This window comes from Nitrosomonas sp. Is35 (assembly GCF_033063295.1).
Lineage (GTDB): Bacteria > Pseudomonadota > Gammaproteobacteria > Burkholderiales > Nitrosomonadaceae > Nitrosomonas.
Map to the genome: position 1 here is coordinate 1,669,585 of NZ_JAWJZH010000001.1, position 24,143 is coordinate 1,693,727.

Consider the following 24,143-nt stretch of genomic DNA (forward strand, 5'->3'; position numbering starts at 1 on the left):
TGCAAGAATCTCAACGGGATAAAAAATAGAAGCCTCGCAATCAGCGGCCACTCAAACACTTTTGATCACTCCATCTTCCAGTTCCACCACCCGGTCCGCGATGTCCAGGATGCGATAATCATGCGTGACCAAAAGAATCGCGGTTTGTGATTCTTTGGCTAATCGTTTCAGTAGACTGACTGCTTCATAACCGCTTTGCTTATCCAGCGATGCGGTCGGCTCATCGGCCAGGATGATTTTTGGCTGCCCGACCAATGCACGTGCGATGGAAACACGTTGCAGCTGTCCGCCTGAAAGCTGTCCCGGTTTGTAATCAAGCCGGTCACCCAATCCCACGGCGATCAGCGCTTCCGCGGAGCGATCGCGTCTTTGCTGCTCTGTCAGTGTATTGCTCATTTCCAAAGTCATGCTGACGTTCTGCAATGCCGTGAGTGATTTGAGCAAATTATGCTGTTGAAAAATATAGCCGATCTGCTGCCGGGCTTTGACTCTAATCTGCTCGCTGCTGTTGATGAGTTGTTGATCGAGCACTTTCACGCTACCGTGAAAAGCCTGGCGCAGACCGCCGATAATAGTCAGAAAAGTTGTTTTGCCGGAACCGGAAGGCCCGGTAATCAATACGATTTCACCTTTGCGGATGGCTAGGGTGATGTCTTTCAGCACCGGTTGCGTTAACTCGCCGCTGCCAAAACTGAAATTCAAGTGCTCGACATCAATGACTGTAGACATCAGAACATATCCGCCGGATTGGTATCTTTCAACTTGCGGATGGCCAGCAACCCGGCCATGACGCACATGGAAAGAATAAACAGAAACACTGTGATCATCTTGCTCCACAGCATCGGCATCGGCATGTACATCTGTGATTCAGCCAGATGATACAATCCCACAGAAAGCAGATAACCGGGGATAAATCCGAGCACCGCCAGAAAGAAAGCCGAAGCAAACACCAGGCGGACAAAATAACCGTGCTCATAACCCATGGCTTTGAGTGTCGCGAATTCGTTGCGATGATTGGCGATGTCGGTAAACAAAATCTGGTAGACAATCACCAGACCGACCACCCATCCCATCACCGTGCCGAAACCGAAAATAAACCCGATCGGCGCGGTATTGGCCCAATAATCCTTCTCGTATTTCAGCAATTCTTCATAGGTAAAAATATTGATGAATTCGTTCAGTTCGCTCTTAAGCTCCGCTTTAACCTGTTTGGCCGATGCGCCGAGGTGTAGTTTAATGACACCCATATCGATATCACCGTGATTTCTTCTGGGAAAAATGCGCATGAAATTCAAATCACTGGTGATGACATTGCCATCAGCGGCGAACGACACGCCCATGCGGAATAATCCCATGACGTTCACTTTATAATCGTTAATTTCCGTAACATTCCGGTCCGCCTCGAGCAATTGGCGCATGGGGCCGAATTCCGGACGGGAGTACTCGTCAAACAGCACGGTATCCTTGAGCCGCAATTCTTCCCGTTTGTTTTTGACCTCGTCGACATTGAAGATCATCGAATCCGGATCGAAACCGTAAACCATCAATGTGCGCTTGACTTGAGTTTTAATGTTTTTGAACGGCGCTAAACCGAGATACAGCGGATAAGCTTCTGCAACCGCCGGATTTCCCAGAACACGCATCAACTCGCTGCGTTTGAACTGGATCGGCCGCCACATCGCCTCGCTTTGTTTGTGCATCAAAAATAAATCGCCGCTCAATTTGACCGGTGCGGAAGCTGCACTGGCGTACAAGGAATCCTTGAAGCCCAATTGCATAAATACCAGAACGCAAGCGAACAATACCCCGCAAATCGCAGCCACCAGCTTGGATCGGTCAAAAATGAGCTGCCGCCACGCCAAGCGGGCGGGAAAATAAAACCAGGCCAGCTTATTCACGGCGTAATCCGCACCTTAACCTGGCGGAAAATCTGGTGCCGCAAATCCGCGACAGCCTCCGCTTCAAGCGTCAGGCGCACTTCGATGATACGATTGTCACGATCAGCTAAGGGGTCGGTATCGTTCAAATCGTTTTTCCGCACCAGAAATCCCAGTTCTCTAACCTGTGCCAGATAGGGCCGTTTGAAACCCACGGCATGGATACATCCGGATTGCCCCGTCTTGATCCGCAGCAAATCCGATTCAAAAACCTCCGCGACGACATCCAGCTCGGTCAAATCCGCCATTTCCAGCATTCCCTTATCGCCAATCCGTTCTCCTGGGCGGGCAAAAATTTTTAATAGGGTACCGTCAATGGGTGCAACAATCTGCGTATTGCTCAGTTCCGCTGCGTTTATTTTCAGCTCGGATTGCGCTTGAGTAATCTCGGCCGACAAGCGCTTCAGATTGATTCCGGATTGCTCAAGCGCCAACCGTTTCGCATCGGCCAACGAAATGCTGGTAGCGGAGCTATGTTCCAACGATTGGTAGCGCGAGTATTCTCGTTTATTGAAAGCGAGCGCGGCTTGCTCGACAGCCCGCTGCGCTTCCAGCACCTTGATGCGCGCTTTGGCGGCTTCCACCTGCGCTTTTTTCTTAAGATGATCGGACAAGATGGCTAATGTATCGCCCGCTTTAACTTGATCGGTTTCTTGAAAAAAGAGCTGTTCAACACGCGCACCTTCGGGGCCGGCGTTATGGGAAATTCTAATCACCCGGGAGCGCGGTTCAATGCGTCCCAGTGCACCAATACCCAGCTTCGCATCAAGCGAACATCCCGCCTCAGCCAGCGCATAGGAGCTACATAGGATTACGCTGATAACAGCAAAAATAGAAAAACTTACTTTAACGTACATAGATAGAGTTTTTTATTTTGATCCATTCATTCAAAAACCTGATCGTTGCATTTTTCATACCACTCCAAGTCCAAACGGGCATCGCGATGCCGCACAAATTAAGATTATGCATGAATGGACACGAAACCGTCATACGCATCTCCTAACCACAGGATAACTTCGACTCTTACCGGCGATTTCATGTACGCAATTTATCCGGCAAACGGGTGGATTCAATAAAGATGACAATACCGGAATAGAGACAATTTCTTGACAGATATATCAGCGGTCAGGTATGTTTCGCGCTCACATTTCAGGTGCCTTCAAGGTTTCGTTCTTGAAGGTTAAACGGGAAGCTGGTGCGTTTCAGTCGAATGCAACAAAGCCAGCACTGCCCCCGCAACGGTAAATGAGTTAACCATCTGCAACATGTCACTGTGTCATCACACGGGAAGACGCAGATGTGGAATCGCTTCCACTCATCAGTCCGGAGACCGGCCCGAAATGAATATTTCTACGGTATTGCGGCGGGCAATCAGTGGCATGTTGACCGGTTTTCATTGCACCGACCGGCTCTTCTGTCCATTCCAATTTCCCTTCGCATTCCATAACCATTGATGACGCGCGGGTGTGCGCGAAGGGATCAAATCATGCAAAAATGCCGTCTAGCGGCAATGGCCGTGCTGTGGCCTGGCGCGGCAATGAATGCGTTTGCCACGGATGTGGATCATCAGGAGAAACCGGTGATTGTCACGGCAACCCGTACGGCGCAAACCGCCGATGCTTCACTGGCCTCGGTCACGGTGATTACCCGCAAGGATATTGAGCGTCAGCAAGCGCGTTCGATTCAGGATTTATTTCGCGGTGTGCCGGGAATGAGCGTCTCAAACAATGGCGGCGCCGGTAAAAGCACCGCGGTATTTATGCGCGGCAGCGAATCCGATCATGTGCTGGTCATGATCGACAATATCAAAGTCGGCTCCGCTACATCGGGCACAACCGCTTTTGAGAACATTCCGGTCGATCAGATTGAGCGCATTGAAATCGTGCGCGGCCCGCGTTCCAGTTTATACGGCTCCGAAGCCATTGGCGGCGTGATTCATATTATTACACGCAAAGGCAGCGGCACCGGATTTAAACCGAATTTCAATTTCGGCGGCGGCAGTTACGGCACGTTGGAAGGCGCCACAGGATTCGCATACGGCGGCAAGCAAGGCTGGTTAAATATGACCGCCAGCGGTATCGGTACGCGCGGATTTAATGCCTGTACCGGTTCCATCGATGCCGGTTGCTTTGTCGATTCATCCGATCCCACGTTATACGACAGAGATGGTTATCGCAATGTCGCAGGCAGTGCACGTGCGGGATACCGTTTCGACAACGGCCTGGAAATCGATGGCAATTTTATGCAATCTTCCGGTAAAACCCAGTTTGACGGTAGTTTTGTCAATAAAGGGATTGTGATGCAACAAGTTTTTGGCGGCACTGCACGCTATTCTCCGCTCAAATTCTGGCGCATCAATTTGATTGGTGGCAGTAGCCGTGAAGATTCGGATAATTTTCTCAACACCCTATTCCAAAGCCGCTTTAACACGACACGCGACACCATTTCGGTATTGAACGATTTCACGATAAACCCTAATCATTTATTGACCATCGGCATGGATTATCAGAAAGATCATATCAATAGCACCGAAGCTTTTACCGTGAATTCGCGCACCAATTGGGGTGTTTTCGCGCAGCATCAGGCCACCGTCGCCAAACATAATTTTCAGCTGTCGCTGCGGCATGACGATAACCAGCAATTCGGCAGCCGCGTGACCGGCGGTACGGGCTGGGGTTACTCGCTCACCGATAATGTCCGCCTGCTGGCCAATTTCGGCAGCGCATTTAAAGCACCGACATTCAATGAATTGTATTTTCCCGGCTTCAGCAATCCGCATCTGCGTCCGGAAGATTCGCGCAGTTTTGAGTTCGGCACGCGCGGCAAAACAGATTGGGGCAGTTGGTCGCTGAATATCTATGAAAATCACATCTATCACTTGATCGCTTACGATGCCAGCATCTTCGCTCCCGCTAACGTCGATCAGGCGCGTATTCGCGGTTTTGAAGGCATACTCAGTGCGCAAATCAAAGGCTGGCAATTCAATACCAACCTGACCCTGATGGATCCCGAAAATCGATCTTCCGGGGTAAATCGCGGTAATATACTGCCACGGCGCGCCGCGGAATCATTCCGGCTGGACGCCGACCGGCAATTCGGCCAGTACCGGCTGGGCGCGATGTTACTGGTCGAAGGCGAACGCTATGACGATCTATCCAACACCCGCAAATTGGACAGTTACGTAAAATTCGATCTGCGTGCCGAATATAATCTGAGTAAACATTGGCGCTTGCAGGGGCGGATTGAAAATTTATTTAATGAGCACTACCAAACCGCTGCATTCTACAATCAGCCAGGGCGGAATTTCTTTGCCATGGTACGTTATCAACCCTAACTAGGAGTAAAACATGCTGACTTTATCCACTCGCCATCAAATCGCTATTGGCTTGCTACTGGCAGTTTTAATGATGCTCACCCGCAGTCATCATTTTGCCACGATGCATAACCTCGCTGACGCTTCCTGGGCGGTCTTCTTTCTGGCCGGCATTTATCTGCGTTCCGCATGGCCGTTGCTGGGATTCTTTGCCTTGGGCTGGGGATTGGATGTTGCCGCCACCACTTGGGGCGGTGTCAGTGATTTTTGCATGACACCGGCCTATTTCTTCTTACTACCGGCTTATGCGTCGTTATGGCTCGCCGGACGCTGGTACGCCAAGCGGCACCAATTCGCTTGGAACACCGTCCTGCCGCTTTCCGCCAGCATCGTAGCTGGTTTAACGCTGTGTGAATTATTTTCCGGTGGCGGGTTCTACTTTTTCTCCGGTCGCATTGCCGAAACCAGTTTCGCTGAATTCGTTACACAACTGATTAAATACTTCCCGCTTTATATCGAGACCTTCGTATTTTATGCCGGTATCGCCGCCGTGATTCACGTACTGTTTACATTGATTGCGCAGCAACTCAATCCACGCAACACTTCGGCAGGATAATGGCATGACCGATTCCGGACGCGCAGAGCGCTACCGCACGCGCATGCAGCACAAAAAAGAAGTCATCGACGCGGCGATTGCGCGTGCCGACCGCGAGCAAGGCTTATTGCTGATTCTCACCGGTAATGGCAAAGGCAAGTCTAGCTCGGCCTTCGGTATGATGGCACGGGCACTGGGGCACGGCATGCGCGTCGGTGTGGCACAATTCATCAAAGGCCGTTCGGATACCGGTGAAGAAGCCTTCTTTCGCAAACAACCGAATGTCACTTGGCATGTTCTCGGCGAAGGTTTCACCTGGGATACGCAAAACCTGGAACGCGACACGGAAACAGCCCGCCGCGGCTGGGCGGTGGTGCAAACCATGTTGAGCGACCCGGCATTTGATTTGATCATCCTCGACGAATTAACGTATCCGATCAAATTCGGCTGGTTGGATCTGGATACTGTTCTAAATGACCTGAAAAACCGCCCGGCCATGCAGCATGTCGTGATTACCGGGCGCGGCGCACCCGAGGCATTGTGCGAAGCGGCGGATACCGTCACTGAAATGACCGACGTCAAGCACGCCTTTCGCGCCGGTATTCAGGCTCAGAAAGGAATCGATCTGTAGCACCATGCGTAATAATCATTGCTTCAGTGATAGCGAACGTGCCGCCATCTATCGCGTGATCGCCGAACGCCGTGACATGCGGCATTTTCTTCCCGATCCGGTTGATCCTCTCATATTGAAACGCCTGCTCGCCGCCGCCCACCAGGCACCGAGTGTCGGCTTGATGCAGCCTTGGCGGTTTATCCGTATCACCGATCCCCAGTTGCGCAGTACTATCGCAACCATGGTGGAAGAAGAACGGCACCGCACCGCCGCTGCATTGGCGGAACGCAGCGACGAATTCATGCGTTTGAAAGTCGCCGGTATTCTGGAATGCGGAGAACTGCTGGTCGTCGCATTGAGTGACCGGCGCGAGCAACACATTTTTGGCCGCCGTACTTTACCCGAAATGGATCTGGCGTCTGTCGCCTGTGCCATCCAGAATTTTTGGCTGGCTGCACGCGCCGAAGGATTAGGCATGGGTTGGGTGTCATTGTTCGATCCCATGCAGCTGGCTGAATTACTCGACATGCCTTCCGGTAGTAAGCCGGTTGCTATTTTATGTCTGGGCCATGTCGACGCTTTTTATCCCGCGCCGATGCTGAAGCTACAAGGTTGGGCGGAAGAACGTCCACTGCAGGAATTGCTTTTTCACAATCACTGGAACAACTCGGCGGTGCCACCGGAATGACTATTAGCCCGATTATTTTCTTTACATGGCAACACCCGCAACACCCTTGGATTCTCATTCAGCGTCACTTCCCTAACGTTGCGGAATACCCGCGATGAACTCGCAAACACTGATGGTTCAGGGCACCACGTCGGATGCCGGAAAAAGCATGCTGGTCACGGCGTTGTGCCGCTGGCTGGCGCGTCAGGGCGTGCGGGTAGCGCCGTTCAAACCGCAAAATATGGCGCTTAACAGTGTCGTCACCGCCGATGGCGGAGAAATCGGCCGGGCTCAGGCAGTGCAAGCCTGGGCCGCCGGACTGGCGCCGCATACCGATATGAATCCAGTATTGCTGAAACCCAATACCGACAAAAATGCGCAAATCATCATTCACGGCCATGCCATCGCCAACATGGACGCGGATGGCTTTCACGACTATAAATCGATTGCACTGAAAACGGTGCTGGAATCGCATACGCGGCTCAGCAATCAATACGAACGGATTATTGCCGAGGGCGCGGGCTCACCAGCGGAAATTAATCTGCGTGCCCACGATATTGCCAATATGGGCTTTGCCGAAGCGGTCGATTGTCCGGTCATCCTCATTGCCGATATCGATCGCGGCGGTGTATTCGCGCACTTCGCCGGCACATTGGCATTATTGAGTGAGAGCGAGCAAGCGCGTATCCAAGGTTTTGTCATTAACCGCTTCCGCGGTGATAAAAAATTACTCGATCCCGGATTGGATTGGCTGGAGCAATATACCGGCAAACCGGTGTTAGGCGTTTTGCCTTATTTGCAGGGCTTACACCTGGAAGCCGAAGACGCTTTGCCCTGTTCCGCTACTTCAACCGTATCGCCGGAGCAGAAACTTTTCCGGATTATCATTCCGGCGCTACCGCGCATCAGCAATCATACCGACTTCGATCCGTTGCGTTTGCATCCACAAGTACACGTGCAATTTATCGGCCCCGGCGAAACCATTCCACCGGCGGATTTAATCATCCTGCCTGGCTCAAAAAGCGTTTGTGCTGATCTGGATTGGTTATGCCAACAAGGCTGGGAGCAAGCAATCTACCGCCATTTGCGCTACGGCGGGAAATTGCTGGGCATTTGCGGCGGTTTCCAAATGCTCGGTAAATTGATTCACGATCCCACCGGTCTTGAAGGCAATGCCGGTAGCGCGCCAGGATTCGCTTTTTTTGATATGGAAACGACACTGGCAGCAAACAAAATTCTGCGCAATTGCCAAGGACACTTATCTTTGAACGATGCAACTGTGACAGGTTACGAGATCCATGCGGGAATCACCACGTATCACACGTGCTATCAACCGCTTATCCATTTAGCACAAAGTCAGGATGGCGCAATCAGCAGCGATGGTTTGATAGCTGGAACGTATTTGCACGGCATTTTCACATCCGCTGCCGCTTGCCGCGAGTTACTGGCCTGGGCCGGATTGCATGCGCAGGTGGAAACACCCAATTACCAGACGACATGTAATGCCGCCATCGACAGGCTGGCGGATTGTGTCGAGCAATACCTGGATACCGCACGGTTGAACCGGTTGCTCAACTTGCCTGCACAGGTATCATGACATCCGGCCGGACTTTGATTTTGGGCGGCGTGCGTTCCGGCAAAAGCCGTCTGGCGGAGCGTTTGGCGCTGGAGAGTCAATTGCCGGTCACATACATTGCCACCGCAACTGGCGAGGACGATGAAATGCGCGCAAGAATCGCTGCGCACCGGATACGGCGCCCTAATCATTGGCAAGTCATCGAAGAACCGCTACAACTGGCTTCCGCATTGACGCAGCATGCCAACAATGAATGCTGTCTATTGGTTGATTGCTTGACACTCTGGTTGACGAATTGGTTGATCCACCCAGAAGTCGAACGATTCGATGCCGAACGCGCGGCATTCCTCACTGCCCTCTCCTTGGTAACCAGCAAACTGATTTTGGTCAGCAATGAAACGAACATGGGCATCATCCCGATGGGCGAATTGAGCCGCCGCTATTGTGACGAAGCCGGTAAATTACATCAAACAGTGGCACAACATTGCGATCAAGTCATTTTAACCGTTGCCGGTCTGCCTCTGGTGCTCAAAGGAGAACCGCTATGACACAACCGGCTACCCTTCATTGGCTGAGCGCTCCTCTGGCCGTTGCCAATCAGGGAATGCGCCAATTGGCGGAACAACGCCAGGCACAACTCACCAAGCCACCCGGCTCTCTTGGCCGCTTGGAAGAACTCGCGATCCGGTTGGCGGCATTGCAAAACACCCTGCAACCCGGTGCCGATCGCGTGCACATCGCCATATTTGCCGCCGATCATGGTGTTGCCGCCGAGGGCGTATCAGCGTTTCCACAATCGGTCACCGGTGAGATGATCAAAAACTTCACGCGCGGCGGCGCAGCCATCAATGTTTTGGCGCGCACATTGAATGCTTCGCTGGAAATTATCAACTTGGGAACCGTACACGATACGCAAGCGCTGACCCATGTGCGGCATTGTTACTTGGGGCCGGGTACAGCCAATTTTGCTCATCAACCCGCGATGACATGGAAACAACTAAGCCAAGCATTCCAAGCGGGTTTTGAAACCATTGAACGCGCACAGCAAACTGGCCAGCAGCTCTTTATCGGCGGTGAAATGGGAATCGGCAACACCACTAGCGCTACCGCGTTGGCGTGCCTTCTACTGAATGAACAACCGGCACTACTGGCCGGGCGCGGCACCGGATTGGATGAGCAAGGCATCGCGCATAAAATAACAGTCATCGCGCGCGCATTATCGTTGCATCGGCCGCAAGTAGATTCGCCATTGGACGCATTGCGCCGCGTTGGCGGATTTGAGATTGCCGCATTGACGGGGGCTTATATCCATGGCGCGCAACTGGGCTTGCCGCTGCTGATTGACGGATTTATCAGTACGGTCGCGTCATTGGCCGCTGAACATATTGTTCCGGGCTGTAAAGACTGGTTTATTTTTTCCCATCAATCTTCCGAGCTGGGACACGCGCTCGTGCTTGAAGCACTCAATGCCGATCCGCTCATCGATTTGCAGATGCGCCTTGGAGAAGGCAGTGGCGCAGCCGTGACGCTGAATCTGTTGCGCATGGCATGCAGATTGCATAATGAAATGGCGACATTCTCCGAGGCGCAAGTTTCGCAACAAAACGAGCTTCCATAGTACTTTGACGACTTCGATTGATTTGCTGCGGCACGGCGTAACTGAAAACAGCCAGCGTTATTGCGGCAGCACGGATTATCCGCTGACTCAGCTCGGCTGGACGCAAATGTGGCATGCTGTGAACAGTCAATCGACTCAGTGGCAGCACATCGTTACTTCGCCTTTAGCACGTTGCGCGGACTTTGCGCATGCTTTGGGACAACGTTATTCGATTCCCGTCACTCAGGATGATCGTATCCGGGAAATACATTTTGGCGATTGGGAAGATCGATCAAGTGCTGAGTTGATGCACACCGATGCCGATGCTTTATCCCGCTTCTGGCAAAATCCCCTCGATTACCCGCCGCCTAATGGGGAACATTTGCTGGATTTCAAGGCACGTGTTTTAACAGCTTGGGAAGATATTCAACAGCGATTTTGCGGGAAGAAGGTTTTATTGATCACGCATGGCGGTGCCATCCGGATGATCGTCTGCCATATTCTGCAGCACCCGCTCGAACGAGTGCTTGATATAGATGTGCGTCATGCCAGCATCCGGCAGGTGCGGATAGATCATGCTAAAGCTTATCGTGTCACGCTCGCCCCTGATTCTTCCGTATGATCAGAGCATCTCTGCATCCGTGTAATGACAGAAATTACCGAAGCACTTATGCTGATGATTCAATTTCTACTGATCGGTGAATAGCAATCGGTTAGCGGACAAAATCTTCCGGATACGGTATTTTCATATTTTCGCGATTCAGCAAACTGATTTGCTGATAGAACTTATCGATATCGGACCAACCGGCTTGATCGATTGATGGCATCCAACGCGCGCGCATATAACCGTTCCGGTCGATCAGAAATTCCATATGATCAGGATGATTTTTCCCCCGCCCGATAATATCGGGATGCGTCAGCGTCCGGCGCGACAGTGCATAGCTGGCAGCTATCTCGGCCGCACCTTGCGTAACAATCGGGAATGGCAATTCAGTCGCGATTTGAGTTAACTCAGCAGCGGCAAGCTCATTTGACGGCACTGCCAATACAGCGATATTTTGTTCACTGAAGCGGTCATACGCTTGCTTTAATTGCTCGATACGATCCTGGGATTGCGGCCATGAGAAAATGACCAGTAAAACGGCTTTATTACCGCGAAAATCCTGCAATGTGCCGCTGTCGTTATTATTTTCCGTGTAAGAAAAGAGCGGCGGTTTTATATAGGCTTTATTGGGTATGATTTCCGGTGTTAAAATCCGCGCCTGATAACCTCTCGATAATGCATGCACATAGTTCACCAGATCCCAGCGATCCTCTTCGGATATTTTTTCCGCATAACCCGGCATATCGGTATTAACCATTCCATAACTAATCCAATTGTAGAAATCTCCCGGTGTATGCTCTGAGGTATGCGGTTCGGTTAACAGATCGGGAAGTTTTGTCGACAGCGTTCGTGACTTGATGCCATTGCCCATTCCTTGATGACCATGACATTCAACGCAGTGCTGATTAAACAAAGCGGCACCATTCGCTATAGACATTGCATCAAAAGGTACCAGCGGTCTGCGATAAGTTTCTGGATATGCTTGGATTGTCAACGGCGGCAAAGCAATGGCAAGACCGGATGCCAGCAATAGCGCGGGAACACCGACCAAACGTTTGAATCCCCAATTACGCAGCTGGCCGAGCTGAATTACTCCTGCCGCAAGTATCAGAATGAAAATTCCAATCCATACTTGAACGGCCACATTCGGCTTATCCCAGGTTGCCAGGATTGAAAACCGGAATGGGAAGGGCCAGTTTTCAATCAGCGCATGTTTTACCGGCGTTGTATTGGCAAGTACGGTTGCCAGGAATAGCAATAACAACGCCAGGACGAATTCAATGCGCACCCATTTTCTTATTCCTGTTCTACCAGGGCTCGCATTTTCTGGTTGCGAATCATTTGCTAATAACGGTAGCCAATGCGCACGGACTCGCGCTGCGATTAAGAGAATGATACTCAGGATCAATATCTTGATGCTCAGCAGCCAACCGTAGGGTGTCGCAACCAGTGCGGCATAATAGCCGTCGAAGATGCGATCGGCTACAGTGATTCCGGTCAAAATAATCAATAGCATCACTGGTAATGCGATTGATGAGAACCGCATCAACGTTTTATATTCCAGCGCGTCGCCACGCTTAGCCTTGGCATTTTTGTTATTCTCATAAATCAATAGCAAAAAAGCCGGCAATGCTCCAAACCAAACACCAGCTAGAATAATGTGCAATGCATAAGGGAAAACCGCCAATACAGATAATTCTTCAGCCGCGACATGGCTTGCTAGCGAGCCTGCGATCAAAGGAAGAGTGGCAGCAAAAGCAACTAAAATATACTGCCAGCGTGCTTTGGGAGATTTACGAAGAAAAACAATGATGAGTAGTAGAAATACCGCAGATAACGTCCGCCAGCTCCATATTTGACCAACGCGCGTATCACTGATGAATCCTAACCAGACATCCCGCTGCCACAGATTACTAACATCCCCGGTAATTTGAACTAAGGATGTCATCAGCATTACCACAAGACCGATGGGTATACTGATAGCCAGCCATGGGAACAAACGTTCCAATCGCTCAATCCATGCTTCCAGGTAAGCTCGTTTCCCAGTATTTGCGATAGCTAAAAAGATACAGCTACCCAATAAAATCATGTTTGCTGCAAGTTGAAACCAACGTACAATTGCTGCGATAACTTCTATCATTTTGCTACAATTTTATTCTTTTACATTGAAATCAAAACTTGATTCAATGACATGACCATCAACCGACATCACACGATATTTTACAGTGTAGCGCCCCGATCCTAGCTGCGGCAAACTCAAGACAACAGATTTTGGATCATCTGCAACACTTTCAGGGTTATTTTCTGTCATTGAATTCTTATTGGAGTCGAGTACAGTAACGGCTGCATAAGACCCTTCTATTTTTTCATTAAACCAAAGCCGCACTTGTTTGGGTGGTATGGAAAGTGTAGCTCTTCTGGGTGGATCGGATTTAATTAGCGCTGCATGCGCCATCACTGATTTTGCTTGAAATGCAAAAGAAAACATTAACACCAGAGACGCAAGGACTGCTATCTTTTTAATAACAAACTGTATTGATGGATTTTCTTGCACAGCTTCCTCTCAATTTTTCAGATTAAATATATTTTTCGCTGTTTGATTCTTCCAGCAAGGGTGAGTTCCATACGCAACTCACCCTTGATCTCGCATCAGCATTCGATACAACTACGCTTAGTTTTGATTAGCAGGTTTACGCTTGCGCAAGAAGAAGAAAGCGGCAACAGCGAGGACCAGCACAACCGGTGCAATAATCGCCGCTTTCGGGGTCGGACGGCCTTCACCTACCGAGAACGGAAAGCGTGATACATAGTCCTGCGCTCCACCCGTCACCGTCACCAGCCCTACAAACTTGCCTTTCTCCGGAAAGGTGTGATCTACCGTAATCGATGCCGATGGGTATACCTTCGGTGGTAAGTGGAATACTGTGATCTCGTCCAGATTCGCTTCCGATCCCGTGTCACGAATAATCCGCACTTCTGTCTTCAGCGGCCGTAACTCTTCCTGGATATAGTCCAGTGCGATCACGGTCTTGCCTGTTTCCGGTATGTCTTCACAGAATTCTTCTTCCTGCGATAAGGGTTGGTAGCCAGTAAAGTGCATCCGGTACGGTCCTACCGTCAATACGCACATGTCTTCAGCCAGTGCCAAACCACCGTGCGCTTGTGCTTGTGAGGTAAATATCATACCTGTTGCAAGTATAACCGCGAATAATGCTTGTTTCATTTCTATGAGTCTTGCTGACATCGTTTGGATTTCCTGTGTCTATAAATGGTTAGTCTCTAATATGCTCTGTTTGCTATCAGATTGTTCAGTTCTTGTTGGCCCGGCGCGTTGCCAGCCAGTCTCTGAAACGTCTTGACCGGATGAGTTTATACCCAAGTATTGTGGTCAGCAATAGGCCGACTGCCGGTCCTATGGTGGCTCTGAATACTTCGGCATAGTTGATCATTTCCACCCGTAAATGATATTCATAGTTTAGTGGCGGTACGCCTTCGGCAGTAATCAATACCAGATATTTCCCTTGTTCGAGGGGGCTTTGCGTGCTGATCACGCCGTCCTGATACATCGCCGCGTGCAGGTTGGTGACCGTGTCCCCTTCGCCAGCTTTGCTGCCTTTCATAACCTTTACGCCTATCGGCATCTCACGCAGTGCAGGGTCTACTAAATCTATCACGAGTATGGCATTGCCCGCTTTGGGTATTTCCGTGCAGTAATGTCCTTCTTCGTTTACTTGTGGCTGATAGGTACTGAGGTGAATCATGTTCTCGCCGATCCGGCGCATGCAGTTGTCTTCTTCCATCGCTACTTTGCCATGTGCACCAGCTGTGCCGGCATACAGTGCCATAACAAGTGTAAAGACTGCTGTCCCCGTTTGTGCTATTTGCCTGACCACGACAAATCCTCCTCTTGGATGAGCGCCTCTAATTTTGCCAATTCTTTTGTCCGCATTCTTTTAATACCCTAAATTTTTACTCTTTTCTCTACCGATAAAAAAAACCGGTACACCGGCTGTCTTTCGACAGTGGTGTACCGGTGTTGATACTTAACTTCTCTTACAGTTTGGTAAAGACTGGAATTACCGCGCCAGCAATACTGTTGATATAACGATTGCCTGCTTCATCCCAGGTCATCAACAATCCGCCAAAACGGCTTTCAGGGTCACCCAACAGTGCCATCAAACGTTGTACTTCCCACAACGCATCTTTGGCTTCCATCTTAACTTCACGGGTTTCTCCAGGTTGAACGCCTCTGTCATCATCCATCGATAAGCCGGTTGCTACCAGTTCTCTTGGATAGTCAGGATCCAGGTGTTTGCGGCCCAGTTCGTTCACAAAGCGTACGCCCGCTGTCGTGAATTCACCAATGTTAACCGCTGTGTCACCGTTGTTGGTGATTTCCATCGTTACACGCAGTGCACGGCCAGGTACGTCGTAGTTAGCATGTGTTACTTTGATTGCAACTGGGTTCGGTGCAATCGGTAACGGTGCTACTTTCGATTCGCCAGCTTGGATCGGTACTGTGTATGGGTGTACGCTTTCGGTGTAACGATAGCCGCCCCAAACAATCGCGCAGGTCAGTATTGCAACTGCCAGACCTACTTTTCTGTCCGTTGGGGAGGTTAACAGTTCGTCACCATACGCCAGCAATACGCGGCTACGTGGCAGGAACATCGGTTTCGCTACAAAGTAGCCAATCCAGAAGCAGCCTAAGCCTAACCATACGATGTGCCAGAATATACCGTTGCTGAAGTTGAATGTTTCCAGGTCGATGGTTTTACCAGTCAGTGTGGTTACTGGGTTGGTAAAGTCATCCCAGCTGCCGGAGATGTTCATCCATGAGGCTGGACCTGCAATAGGACCTGCATCTTTGATGTTTACCATCGCGTGCATGTGGTGACGTCCTGGAATACGGGCTTTCAGTCTGACTTCAAATGCATAGTCACGGCCAATTTCCAGAGGACCTGAAATAAACGTTGGTTCGCCGTTCAGTTTGGTGCTTAAACGTACAAACACCGGGCTTGGGCTACCTACGTTAAAGAAGGCGCGGGTTGGTTTACCTACCGCACGTGGCCAGTCTTCAGCTAAGTGAAAGTTACCAGTCATCGTCGCAATGTCGTTGACTTTGGTGACTTTCGGTTGCCATTTCAAGTCGTACCATTGAATACTACGCATACGCAGGAACGGTTCTTGTGAGCGTTCACCGTGTGCCGCTGCTGTCTTAACATCTAACGTCAGCGTCATCGCCAGCGATGCCGCTCCAATCGCTGCTCCATACAGGCCTAATACGCCCAGTTTAAATATGCTTCTTATATTCATTATCTAATCCCCTGTGCAAAGCCTTTTTCACCAAACGCGGTTACGTCGTTCTTCATTGAGATGCGTCCTCTTTCTCCTTTAACATAGTAGAAAGCGGTGCAGTACAGTTTGCCAAAGTACCACCATACGCAGAACATCAGCATAGATACGAACGCTGCGAAGAACGCTGCAATCACTGTGGTGTGTCCACCAAAGGTGCGCAGTGAGCCTTGCTCAATCAGGCGAACATATTCAGGTGTACCGGTACGTACGTACAGGAAACCTGTGTAGTCAGCTACTGATAACAGTACGCCTTCTACAACCACTGGTAAGTGGGTTGGGCCAAATATCGGCCAGTTGCCTGGGTAGAAGAATAATCCAAAGAAGCCGCCGCCTAACAGTGCTGTGATCAGCCAGTTACCGGTCAGCAACATGATTGTATCCATCATCAATGCACCTGGAATCATGGTCGATGGCAGTACAAAGTTGATCGGATAGTGTGACCACCAGTAGAAGCCCCAGTAACGGGTCAGCCATTCACCTACTAACAGGCATACGATACAGAGTGTCGCGCCAAATGGCAGGCGATAGTTTACCCACAGGTAATACATCAGTGCTGCACAGTACATGATACCTACAATCGGTGTTACTACAGGCCACCATTGACGGTCTTTCCAATCCAACCAGAAATCCCAGTCTCCTGCTAACAGCATGAAGTGCATGTGATAGGTTCCTACCAGCAATATACACAGAATCGGAAAATATACCGCATCTATGTATCTGGACATCTTGACCGCTTCCGGCACCATCTTGGCCGCTGCTAAAATTTCGTCTGTTCTACTCACTAGACCCTCCCTTCTTCATTTCGTGTGATATTAAATTATGAAAACTTGACGATTCCCTTGCTTCTTTTTGTCGTCTGCTTATTGCTCGTTTTCATTACTGCATAGTAACTTAAGTCTTCTTATCCTTCCGCCCGTATCACAGGCGGGAAGGATGTGCTGCATTCAGAATTAAGGAACGATACGGTTGTTCAGAATGTCTCTGCTTGAGCCGTTCCAGGTTACATCAGTCAGGTTCGAGTAACGGGTGATGATTTGTGCTGCAATACCGCCCGAGAATAAACCTGCCCAGCCCAGAATCACAAAGCCCCAGTGCAGTGGCGCGCTGAACAGTTCTTCCATGAACCAGAATGCGTGACCCCATTCGTTCAAACCTACGTTTGGCAGAATCATCAATGGGCCAGCAATTGCCATAACCAATGGGAATGATGTGCCGCGGCTGTACAGTGGCAGACGGGTCATCGCGTACAGGTATGATGCTACGCCACACACGATGTACATTGGGAATGAACCGTAGAACACGACTACGTGACTTGGGGTGAAGCTGGTGTCACGAATAATCACTTGGTGCCAGGATGCGTCTTGTTCGGTGAAGAAGCTGCCGCCCCAGTAAACACCAAACAGATACACGCCCAGCCACATCATCCAGTAGAAATAACGTTTGATTTCCAGCTTGGTGTCTAAGTTGTCCAGTTGTTCTTTGGTGTCACGGGTTTTCAGGATCCAACCCCAGGTTACTAACGCAAACAAAGGCATCAGGGTCATGTGTACGCGCCACAGGCCCATCCATACTTTGTCAAATTCCGGTTCCATCGAGTCCATACCGTGTGAGTATGCAAACGTTCTTTGGTACCAGATCCAGAATATCGCTACCAACAGCATTGTTAACATGCCCAGTTTGTAGTACTTCGAGTCGTACCACAGTGACATGTCATAGCTTGCGCTTGATGCACTTGACGTGCCGTAAGTTGTTGCCATGTTTCTACCTCCTAACTGTTAATCAAAACTACTTCTCGTTCTTTTACTCTTCTACTTCTAATACTAATTAATTAGTACTGCTTTTATCTCGGCAGTTAAATTAACCTATTTTCTACCCTTAATTTAACCACACCTCTCAGGCTAGTCGACCTTACCCCTCAAAGTCAAGTCATTTGTCATAAAATCTCCTCCCTCCCCCAAGGGATTTAATCCCCTACCCCTCTCATTTCCCCTTTATCTACAAGGATTAATTATCAGTACCCCACACACTGAAGATTTTAGAAAAATTAATTATCAGTTGCAGAACTTGACCTTCCGTTTATCACAAAAACGATCCTTTAATGTATTACGCACATTCTCATAAAGATATCAAAAAAATTTTTCTTTTTTCATTTCATTGTACTTACAACTGAAATATTAACTATGAACATTAAAATTCCGAGTATTAGCCAATTTCTTCCTGCTTTCTTTGCAGCCGGATTGTCCTTCTTATAAAAGGTATAACCCATGGCAACCCCAATGACAGGAAAAAGTATAGTACCGATAATAATCGCTATATTTTGCCTACTTGAAACGACAGGCTTTCCATTGTCAGCAATATTTTCGTTTTTTTCATCAATGATTGTTTTCATATTTTCAAATAGTAAAAGCTATGTTATAAATATAATCTATTGTAAATAAATGAATTACTGTATATTTGTTTAAATTACCTCAACTGCGAAATTTACTCTATATTTCAATCGGTAAGTTATACACAAACCAGAAAAGATATCTGCACTTATCAATCAAACAGCCTGACCAGCTGCATACCCTGATGACCAAGCCCATTGAAAATTATATCCACCCAGCTGACCGGTGACGTCAACCACTTCTCCGATGAAATATAATCCCGGTACATTCCTGGATTCCATTGTTTTAGAAGATAATTCATGCGTATCGACACCACCCAATGTTACTTCCGCCTTCTTATAGCCGATTGTTCCACTGGGCACAATTTGCCAGTCATGAATTCTATCCGCCACTTGACGTAATTCATTGTCACGAAATTGATTCATTGGTTTTGTCATGATCGACAGCTCAGCAAAATTCGCCACACACCAGATCTGTACAAACCGTTTGGGCAAATAGCGCGCCAGCAAATTTGATAGCATCAATGCACTTTGCCTATATTCCAAGAAAATCTGTTGTGCATTCTGCTGTGGCAATAAATCAATATGCAAGGGTTTACCCGTTTGCCAATAGGAAGAAATTTGCAGGATAGCCGGACCGCTTAAGCCCCGGTGAGTAAATAAAACATTCTCACGAAACGAAACACCAGCGCAACTGACGGCGGCCTCGACTGATATTCCCGAAATATCTTTAAAACCTGCAAAATCTCCGGCGCTAAAAGTCAAGCCTACTAAACCAGGACGTAACGATGTCACACGAATACCAAATTGATCGGCTATTCGATAACCCAATGCGCTGGCACCAATTTGCGGAATGGATAAGCCACCCGTCGCAATGACCAGTGAATCCACAGCAACGATATTGCATTCGGTTGTGATCAGGAATTTGTTCTTGGCGTATTGTTCATCGATACTGTCAGAAACGCGTTCAATCCGCTGTACTTGGGAAGGCATTTGCCAGTCCACACCAGCCTTCGCACATTCATGCTGCAACATATCGATGATCTGTTGCGAGCTGTTATCGCAAAACAATTGCCCTAATTTTTTTTCATGATAGCGAATGCCATGTTTTTCAATCAGTGCAATAAAATCTTGCGGTGTAAAACGAGCTAATGCGGAACGGCAAAAATGCGGATTAGCGGAAAGATAGTTTTCCGCAGTGGCATGCCTGTTGGTGAAATTGCAGCGGCCACCGCCGGAAATACGGATTTTTTCAGCCAGCTTTCGCGCATGATCGAGCAGTATGACGCTGCGGCCTCGTTTACCGGCTTCAATCGCACACATCATGCCGGCCGCGCCTGCGCCGATGATGGCGACATCTTTGGAAATTTTTCTCAAGGCCACTGATACAACAAGCGCATCAATATTCCTTGAATACTGCAATCATTTTAATCAGTAACCATATCCAAGCAATCAGCTGCCATATCCAGACAGTCAGTATCCATATTCAAACGGTACGATATCATCATGACAATAAATAAAAAAAGCGACAAACCAATACGGATGCTCAAAGATTTGACCATGCGCGTGGAGTTACCTTTATCGTTATACATGTAATATAGTGCAGATCCTAGACTATATAATATGAGGATAAATAATACGGCAGCAAAGATTTTCAATGGTTTGTTCCTAGAAAAATTAAATTCACCAAAGTTTAGCCGAGTTTCACTGATTGTCCAATGGCTATTTAACGATAAAACGACAATAATCCATGGCATCCCCAAAGCTATTGTTTCTTTAACCGATGCCTGACTTTTTTCATCCAACTACCACATCATAGCAATGCAAAATTCATTCGGGTTGCCACCTGCTATTTTCTTGATGGGTCCGACCGCCAGTGGTAAGAGCCGGATTGCTTTGGATATCGCGGAAAATTTCCCAGTTGAAATTATCAGCGTGGATTCCGCGCAAGTGTATCGCCAAATGGACATTGGGACCGCAAAACCCGATCAGGCGACACTGAACAAAATACCGCATCACCTGATCAATCTGATCGATCCGGATCAGCATTACTCTGCCGCACAATTCCAACAGGATGCGCTTCGCATCATGCATGACATAACCCGGTGCAATAAGATTCCATTATTGGTGGGCGGCACCATGCTGTATTTCCGGGCTCTGCAGGAAGGTCTTTCTCCGTTGCCTTCCGCTAACCCGGATCTTCGCCAGAGACTGGAAAACATGGCGCAAGAACTGGGCTGGCCAGCCATGCATCAAAAGCTTGCGGAACTGGATAAGGAAACTGCTGCACGAATCAAGCCCACCGACAGTCAGCGGATTCAGCGCGCACTTGAAGTATGCCACCTAACACAACAACCGATGTCCGAAATTCTAAAAACACCCCGGCAAAGTAATTTTCCTTTCCGGGCCATCAACATCGCACTCATTCCTAGTGAACGGAGTCAATTGCACCTGCGCATCGCACATCGTTTTGAAACGATGTTGAAGCATGGTCTTGTCGATGAAGTTCAAGCAATTCGCGGTAAATTTTCTTCACTCGGTACTGAATCACCCGCGATGCGCTGCGTCGGCTATCGTCAAACCTGTCTTTACCTGGATAACGAAATAACCAGCACTGAATTACATGATATGGGCATAGCCGCCACCCGCCAATTGGCCAAACGTCAGCTCACCTGGCTTCGCGGCATGAAAACCAGTACAGTGCAAGAATTCGATTGCCTGGCTAACAATTTGTCCGCGCACGTACAACATTTTTTGCAAGCAACGATTGAAAAAAATTGATGTAGTATGGGAAAACGCTTGTTCTCGATACTTTTTGCATAAACCGGCTTGTCTAGCTGCGGCTTGTAGCGTTATGATTCCATACTACGACAAGGGATAAATATCATACCGCACTAAAAATAACATGACATAACGCTTTCGTCGTATTTAACAATACTCGAATTTAATTTCAGGAAATCATCGATAGGATAGAAACATTATGCAAATGCGCATTCATTTATTCACTTTAATCATACTCTTGATAAGTATGATTATATTGATCGGCTGTGAAAACTACGCCGAAAAAACACACGAATCCTGGATCACACCGCCGTCCGGCCCGGTTTATGACGATTCGACCATTTTCGCGCGCATTACACAGGCGATACAATCGGATCCTGTGTTACAAGGCGCCAACATCGATATTAAAGTACAAGACGGCAATGTCGCCTTAAAAGGCGCCGTTAGTAACGAAGATCAGGTCACGCGCATCAACATGCACGCCTGGATCGTGGACGGCGTGAAAAAAGTCGACAACCAAGTGACTATCAGATAAATACCCATCAATAAAAAATCCCCGTTCAGGGGATTTTTTATTGTGTTCTATTGGAATCTTTAATCAGATCAAATACCACGCAACAACTCGTTGATACCCGTTTTTGACCGGGTCTTGGCGTCTACCTGTTTGACGATCACCGCGCAATACAAGCTGTACTTTCCATTCTCAGCGGGTAAATTGCCCGAGACGACAACCGATCCGGGCGGGATACGGCCATAGCTTACTTCGCCGGTTTCACGGTTATAAATTTTCGTGCTTTGGCCAATGTAAACACCCATCGAAATCACTGAGTTTTCACCGACAATAACGCCTTCCACAACTTCCGAACGCGCACCGATAAAACAATTATCTTCGATAATCGTCGGATTCGCCTGCACTGGCTCCAATACACCGCCGATACCGACACCGCCGGATAAATGCACATTCTTACCGATTTGCGCACACGAACCAACCGTAGCCCAGGTATCGACCATCGTACCTTCATCGACATACGCACCGATATTGACATACGACGGCATCAACACAACGTTGTTGGCGATGAACGAGCCTTTACGCACGGCAGCAGGCGGCACAACACGGAAACCGCCATCACGGAAATCCCGCGAGCTGTAATCCGCGAATTTCGATGGTACTTTGTCAAAATAATTGGAAAAACCGCCTTTGATAAAGTTATTGTCTTCGATGCGAAATGACAACAGCACTGCTTTCTTCAACCACTGATGCGTCACCCATTCGCCACTGATTTTCTCAGCCACGCGCAATTTACCGCCATCCAGCATCGCAAGAACTTGAGTAACCGATTCTTTCAATTTGGCATCGACATTACGCGGAGTAATCTCCGCACGGCGATCAAAAGCTTCTTCAATAGTGGCCTGCAATTCATTCGTCATTTAATTTTTCCTGTAATTTAATTCTCAACTTTGTCGAATCATAGTGTTTGCAACAAACGCTTAATTCTTTCCATGGCCTCAATGCATTCTTCCGGTGACGTAACCAGCGCAATGCGCACAAAATCTTTCCCCGGATTGACACCATGCGCGTCACGCGCCAGAAAACTGCCCGGCAGCACCGTCACATTATAATCTTGATACAACCGTTTGGTGAATTCGGTATCGCTGATCGGTGTTTTAATCCACAAATAAAAGCTCGCATCCGGCATTTGCACTTCGGTTGTACCCGATAACACCGCAATGGCATCGGAAAACTTCTGCGCATATAAACGGCGGTTTTCTATGACATGCACTTCATCGCCCCATGCTGCCGCACTGGCTGCTTGAGCCGCCGGATTCATCGCCGAACCATGATAGGTGCGGTACAGCAGGAATTTTTCCAGCAATTGCGCATTCCCAGCCACGAAACCGGAACGCAATCCCGGCACATTCGAGCGTTTTGATAAGCTATTAAACACCACTAAGCGAGGAAAACCGGTTCTCCCCAATTGCTGCGCTGCATCCAGCGCGCCGAGTGGCGGGTTCTTTTCATCGAAATAAATCTCCGAATAGCACTCATCCGAAGCCACCACGAAACCGTAACGATCCGACAATGCAAATAGCGCCCGCCAATCGTCCAGCGTCATCACGCTGCCGGTCGGATTATTGGGTGAGCACACATAAATCAATTGCGTGCGCGACCATACCGCCTCCGGTAATTGACCATAATCCAGCTTGAAATGATTTTCCGGCAAGGTGTTAATAAAATGCGGCTCAGCGCCCGCCAGAAATGCAGCACCCTCGTAAATCTGATAAAACGGATTAGGGCAAACCACCGCCGGTTGCTTGGCGTTGCTGCTATCGATCACGGTTTGCGCAAAAGAAAACAGCGCCTCGCGGCTGCCGTTGACCGGAATGACCTCAGTCTCCGGGTCGATTCCTGCAAGGTTATAACGCCGCTTGGCCCATGCCGCAATACTATTGCGCAGCGCCGGTATCCCCAATGTCGTCGGATAAGTCGACAAACCATCCAGATTACCCGCCAATGCCTGGCGGATAAAACCGGGTGTTGCATGTTTCGGCTCGCCGATTTGCAGCTCAATGGGTTTTAGTGCCGCATTACGTGTCACGCCGTCAAATAGTTGCCGCAGTTTCTGGAATGGATAAGGTTGCAGTAGATTCAGATTTGGATTCATACGTTATTGGACGCAGTGCTCAGCTATTTGCATTTGCTCCGTTCATCCAGAAA

At 48.9% G+C, this 24,143-nt stretch carries 25 protein-coding genes and 1 riboswitch; of the genes, 10 read left to right on the top strand and 15 right to left on the bottom strand.

Annotated features, from left to right (window positions below; all coding sequences use genetic code 11):
* Positions 1-51 precede the first annotated feature (51 nt).
* The 3 genes from R2083_RS07715 to R2083_RS07725 are packed head-to-tail and all read right to left on the bottom strand — an operon-like array spanning position 52 to position 2,794.
* The gene (locus R2083_RS07715; RefSeq protein WP_132429147.1) at positions 52-729 is read right to left on the bottom strand and encodes an ATP-binding cassette domain-containing protein; all 678 of its coding nucleotides are present in this window, start codon (positions 727-729) and stop codon (positions 52-54) included.
* On the bottom strand, positions 729-1,898 hold the full coding sequence (devC, locus tag R2083_RS07720; protein WP_317538067.1) for an ABC transporter permease DevC: 1,170 nt from the start codon (positions 1,896-1,898) through the stop codon (positions 729-731). The genes R2083_RS07715 and devC overlap by 1 nt, the downstream gene beginning before the upstream one ends.
* Complete coding sequence (locus tag R2083_RS07725; protein ID WP_317538068.1) at positions 1,895-2,794, bottom strand: efflux RND transporter periplasmic adaptor subunit; 900 nt, start codon at positions 2,792-2,794, stop codon at positions 1,895-1,897. Before R2083_RS07725 ends, devC begins: the two co-directional genes overlap by 4 nt.
* A 277-nt stretch (positions 2,795-3,071) precedes the next feature.
* Positions 3,072-3,291: riboswitch (cobalamin riboswitch) on the top strand.
* A gap of 132 nt (positions 3,292-3,423) precedes the next feature.
* On the opposite strand from R2083_RS07725, the gene btuB reads away from it, so the two are divergent.
* The 8 genes from btuB to cobC all read left to right on the top strand — a co-directional run bounded on the left by btuB (position 3,424) and on the right by cobC (position 10,920).
* On the top strand, positions 3,424-5,271 hold the full coding sequence (gene btuB, locus R2083_RS07730; protein WP_317538069.1) for a TonB-dependent vitamin B12 receptor: 1,848 nt from the start codon (positions 3,424-3,426) through the stop codon (positions 5,269-5,271).
* Positions 5,272-5,284: 13 nt separating this feature from the next.
* The gene (locus R2083_RS07735) at positions 5,285-5,866 is read left to right on the top strand and encodes a hypothetical protein (RefSeq protein WP_317530637.1); all 582 of its coding nucleotides are present in this window, start codon (positions 5,285-5,287) and stop codon (positions 5,864-5,866) included.
* 4 nt (positions 5,867-5,870) lie between these two features.
* Entirely contained in the window at positions 5,871-6,476 is a 606-nt protein-coding gene (gene cobO / locus R2083_RS07740; protein WP_317530636.1) for a cob(I)yrinic acid a,c-diamide adenosyltransferase, read from the top strand.
* Between the two features lie 4 nt (positions 6,477-6,480).
* Positions 6,481-7,146, top strand: coding sequence for a 5,6-dimethylbenzimidazole synthase (gene bluB / locus R2083_RS07745; protein WP_317530635.1), 666 nt, complete (start codon positions 6,481-6,483; stop codon positions 7,144-7,146).
* A 94-nt stretch (positions 7,147-7,240) separates the two neighbouring features.
* Complete coding sequence (locus R2083_RS07750; RefSeq protein WP_317538070.1) at positions 7,241-8,722, top strand: cobyric acid synthase; 1,482 nt, start codon at positions 7,241-7,243, stop codon at positions 8,720-8,722.
* Entirely contained in the window at positions 8,719-9,249 is a 531-nt protein-coding gene (gene cobU, locus R2083_RS07755) for a bifunctional adenosylcobinamide kinase/adenosylcobinamide-phosphate guanylyltransferase (protein WP_317530633.1), read from the top strand. The genes R2083_RS07750 and cobU overlap by 4 nt, the downstream gene beginning before the upstream one ends.
* Positions 9,246-10,319, top strand: coding sequence for a nicotinate-nucleotide--dimethylbenzimidazole phosphoribosyltransferase (cobT, locus tag R2083_RS07760; RefSeq protein WP_317530632.1), 1,074 nt, complete (start codon positions 9,246-9,248; stop codon positions 10,317-10,319). The genes cobU and cobT overlap by 4 nt, the downstream gene beginning before the upstream one ends.
* Before the next feature lie 4 nt (positions 10,320-10,323).
* Positions 10,324-10,920, top strand: a complete 597-nt coding sequence (cobC, locus tag R2083_RS07765) for an alpha-ribazole phosphatase (RefSeq protein WP_317538071.1) — start codon at positions 10,324-10,326, stop codon at positions 10,918-10,920.
* 91 nt (positions 10,921-11,011) lie between these two features.
* Here the strand turns inward: cobC and R2083_RS07770 are convergent, their stop codons facing one another.
* From R2083_RS07770 to R2083_RS15395, 10 genes are all read right to left on the bottom strand, one after another.
* Positions 11,012-12,991, bottom strand: a complete 1,980-nt coding sequence (locus R2083_RS07770; protein WP_317538072.1) for a CopD family protein — start codon at positions 12,989-12,991, stop codon at positions 11,012-11,014.
* A gap of 63 nt (positions 12,992-13,054) precedes the next feature.
* Complete coding sequence (locus tag R2083_RS07775; protein ID WP_317538073.1) at positions 13,055-13,456, bottom strand: copper resistance protein CopC; 402 nt, start codon at positions 13,454-13,456, stop codon at positions 13,055-13,057.
* A 117-nt stretch (positions 13,457-13,573) separates the two neighbouring features.
* Entirely contained in the window at positions 13,574-14,146 is a 573-nt protein-coding gene (locus R2083_RS07780; protein ID WP_317538074.1) for a hypothetical protein, read from the bottom strand.
* A 64-nt stretch (positions 14,147-14,210) separates the two neighbouring features.
* Positions 14,211-14,747: a hypothetical protein gene (locus R2083_RS07785; protein WP_317537297.1), complete on the bottom strand. Its 537-nt coding sequence runs from the start codon at positions 14,745-14,747 to the stop codon at positions 14,211-14,213.
* 208 nt (positions 14,748-14,955) lie between these two features.
* Positions 14,956-16,218 carry a methane monooxygenase/ammonia monooxygenase subunit B gene (locus R2083_RS07790; protein ID WP_317529822.1) on the bottom strand — a complete coding sequence of 421 codons (1,263 nt, stop codon included), beginning with the start codon at positions 16,216-16,218 and terminating at the stop codon, positions 14,956-14,958.
* Positions 16,218-17,042, bottom strand: coding sequence for a methane monooxygenase/ammonia monooxygenase subunit A (locus tag R2083_RS07795; RefSeq protein ID WP_090322876.1), 825 nt, complete (start codon positions 17,040-17,042; stop codon positions 16,218-16,220). Before R2083_RS07795 ends, R2083_RS07790 begins: the two co-directional genes overlap by 1 nt.
* A 168-nt stretch (positions 17,043-17,210) precedes the next feature.
* Positions 17,211-18,017, bottom strand: a complete 807-nt coding sequence (locus R2083_RS07800; RefSeq protein WP_090322878.1) for a methane monooxygenase/ammonia monooxygenase subunit C — start codon at positions 18,015-18,017, stop codon at positions 17,211-17,213.
* A 389-nt stretch (positions 18,018-18,406) separates the two neighbouring features.
* Entirely contained in the window at positions 18,407-18,649 is a 243-nt protein-coding gene (locus R2083_RS07805; RefSeq protein ID WP_317538075.1) for a hypothetical protein, read from the bottom strand.
* A gap of 153 nt (positions 18,650-18,802) precedes the next feature.
* On the bottom strand, positions 18,803-20,014 hold the full coding sequence (locus R2083_RS07810; protein ID WP_317538988.1) for an NAD(P)/FAD-dependent oxidoreductase: 1,212 nt from the start codon (positions 20,012-20,014) through the stop codon (positions 18,803-18,805).
* Between the two features lie 59 nt (positions 20,015-20,073).
* Positions 20,074-20,451, bottom strand: coding sequence for a twin transmembrane helix small protein (locus R2083_RS15395; protein WP_411172461.1), 378 nt, complete (start codon positions 20,449-20,451; stop codon positions 20,074-20,076).
* Positions 20,452-20,467: 16 nt separating this feature from the next.
* Between R2083_RS15395 and miaA the strand changes: the two genes are divergently transcribed.
* The gene (gene miaA / locus R2083_RS07820; protein ID WP_317530626.1) at positions 20,468-21,427 is read left to right on the top strand and encodes a tRNA (adenosine(37)-N6)-dimethylallyltransferase MiaA; all 960 of its coding nucleotides are present in this window, start codon (positions 20,468-20,470) and stop codon (positions 21,425-21,427) included.
* Between the two features lie 247 nt (positions 21,428-21,674).
* Positions 21,675-21,962, top strand: a complete 288-nt coding sequence (locus tag R2083_RS07825; RefSeq protein ID WP_317530625.1) for a BON domain-containing protein — start codon at positions 21,675-21,677, stop codon at positions 21,960-21,962.
* A 68-nt stretch (positions 21,963-22,030) separates the two neighbouring features.
* On the opposite strand, the gene dapD is transcribed toward R2083_RS07825, so the two are convergent.
* Together dapD and dapC are read right to left on the bottom strand one after the other, a co-directional pair.
* The gene (gene dapD, locus R2083_RS07830) at positions 22,031-22,855 is read right to left on the bottom strand and encodes a 2,3,4,5-tetrahydropyridine-2,6-dicarboxylate N-succinyltransferase (protein WP_317530624.1); all 825 of its coding nucleotides are present in this window, start codon (positions 22,853-22,855) and stop codon (positions 22,031-22,033) included.
* Positions 22,856-22,893: 38 nt separating this feature from the next.
* Positions 22,894-24,090 carry a succinyldiaminopimelate transaminase gene (gene dapC / locus R2083_RS07835; RefSeq protein WP_317538076.1) on the bottom strand — a complete coding sequence of 399 codons (1,197 nt, stop codon included), beginning with the start codon at positions 24,088-24,090 and terminating at the stop codon, positions 22,894-22,896.
* Positions 24,091-24,143 lie beyond the last annotated feature (53 nt).

What these genes read in the sequence shown, in the direction of transcription:
- R2083_RS07715 (WP_132429147.1), bottom strand. Translation starts at nt 729, where the DNA reads ATGTCTACAGTCATTGATGTCGAGCACTTGAATTTCAGTTTTGGCAGC.
- R2083_RS07725 (WP_317538068.1), bottom strand. Translation starts at nt 2,794, where the DNA reads ATGTACGTTAAAGTAAGTTTTTCTATTTTTGCTGTTATCAGCGTAATC.
- btuB (WP_317538069.1), top strand. Translation starts at nt 3,424, where the DNA reads ATGCAAAAATGCCGTCTAGCGGCAATGGCCGTGCTGTGGCCTGGCGCG.
- R2083_RS07735 (WP_317530637.1), top strand. Translation starts at nt 5,285, where the DNA reads ATGCTGACTTTATCCACTCGCCATCAAATCGCTATTGGCTTGCTACTG.
- cobO (WP_317530636.1), top strand. Translation starts at nt 5,871, where the DNA reads ATGACCGATTCCGGACGCGCAGAGCGCTACCGCACGCGCATGCAGCAC.
- bluB (WP_317530635.1), top strand. Translation starts at nt 6,481, where the DNA reads ATGCGTAATAATCATTGCTTCAGTGATAGCGAACGTGCCGCCATCTAT.
- R2083_RS07750 (WP_317538070.1), top strand. Translation starts at nt 7,241, where the DNA reads ATGAACTCGCAAACACTGATGGTTCAGGGCACCACGTCGGATGCCGGA.
- cobU (WP_317530633.1), top strand. Translation starts at nt 8,719, where the DNA reads ATGACATCCGGCCGGACTTTGATTTTGGGCGGCGTGCGTTCCGGCAAA.
- cobT (WP_317530632.1), top strand. Translation starts at nt 9,246, where the DNA reads ATGACACAACCGGCTACCCTTCATTGGCTGAGCGCTCCTCTGGCCGTT.
- R2083_RS07770 (WP_317538072.1), bottom strand. Translation starts at nt 12,991, where the DNA reads ATGATTTTATTGGGTAGCTGTATCTTTTTAGCTATCGCAAATACTGGG.
- R2083_RS07780 (WP_317538074.1), bottom strand. Translation starts at nt 14,146, where the DNA reads ATGTCAGCAAGACTCATAGAAATGAAACAAGCATTATTCGCGGTTATA.
- R2083_RS07785 (WP_317537297.1), bottom strand. Translation starts at nt 14,747, where the DNA reads ATGGCACTGTATGCCGGCACAGCTGGTGCACATGGCAAAGTAGCGATG.
- R2083_RS07790 (WP_317529822.1), bottom strand. Translation starts at nt 16,218, where the DNA reads ATGAATATAAGAAGCATATTTAAACTGGGCGTATTAGGCCTGTATGGA.
- R2083_RS07800 (WP_090322878.1), bottom strand. Translation starts at nt 18,017, where the DNA reads ATGGCAACAACTTACGGCACGTCAAGTGCATCAAGCGCAAGCTATGAC.
- R2083_RS07805 (WP_317538075.1), bottom strand. Translation starts at nt 18,649, where the DNA reads ATGAAAACAATCATTGATGAAAAAAACGAAAATATTGCTGACAATGGA.
- miaA (WP_317530626.1), top strand. Translation starts at nt 20,468, where the DNA reads ATGCAAAATTCATTCGGGTTGCCACCTGCTATTTTCTTGATGGGTCCG.
- R2083_RS07825 (WP_317530625.1), top strand. Translation starts at nt 21,675, where the DNA reads ATGATTATATTGATCGGCTGTGAAAACTACGCCGAAAAAACACACGAA.
- dapD (WP_317530624.1), bottom strand. Translation starts at nt 22,855, where the DNA reads ATGACGAATGAATTGCAGGCCACTATTGAAGAAGCTTTTGATCGCCGT.
- dapC (WP_317538076.1), bottom strand. Translation starts at nt 24,090, where the DNA reads ATGAATCCAAATCTGAATCTACTGCAACCTTATCCATTCCAGAAACTG.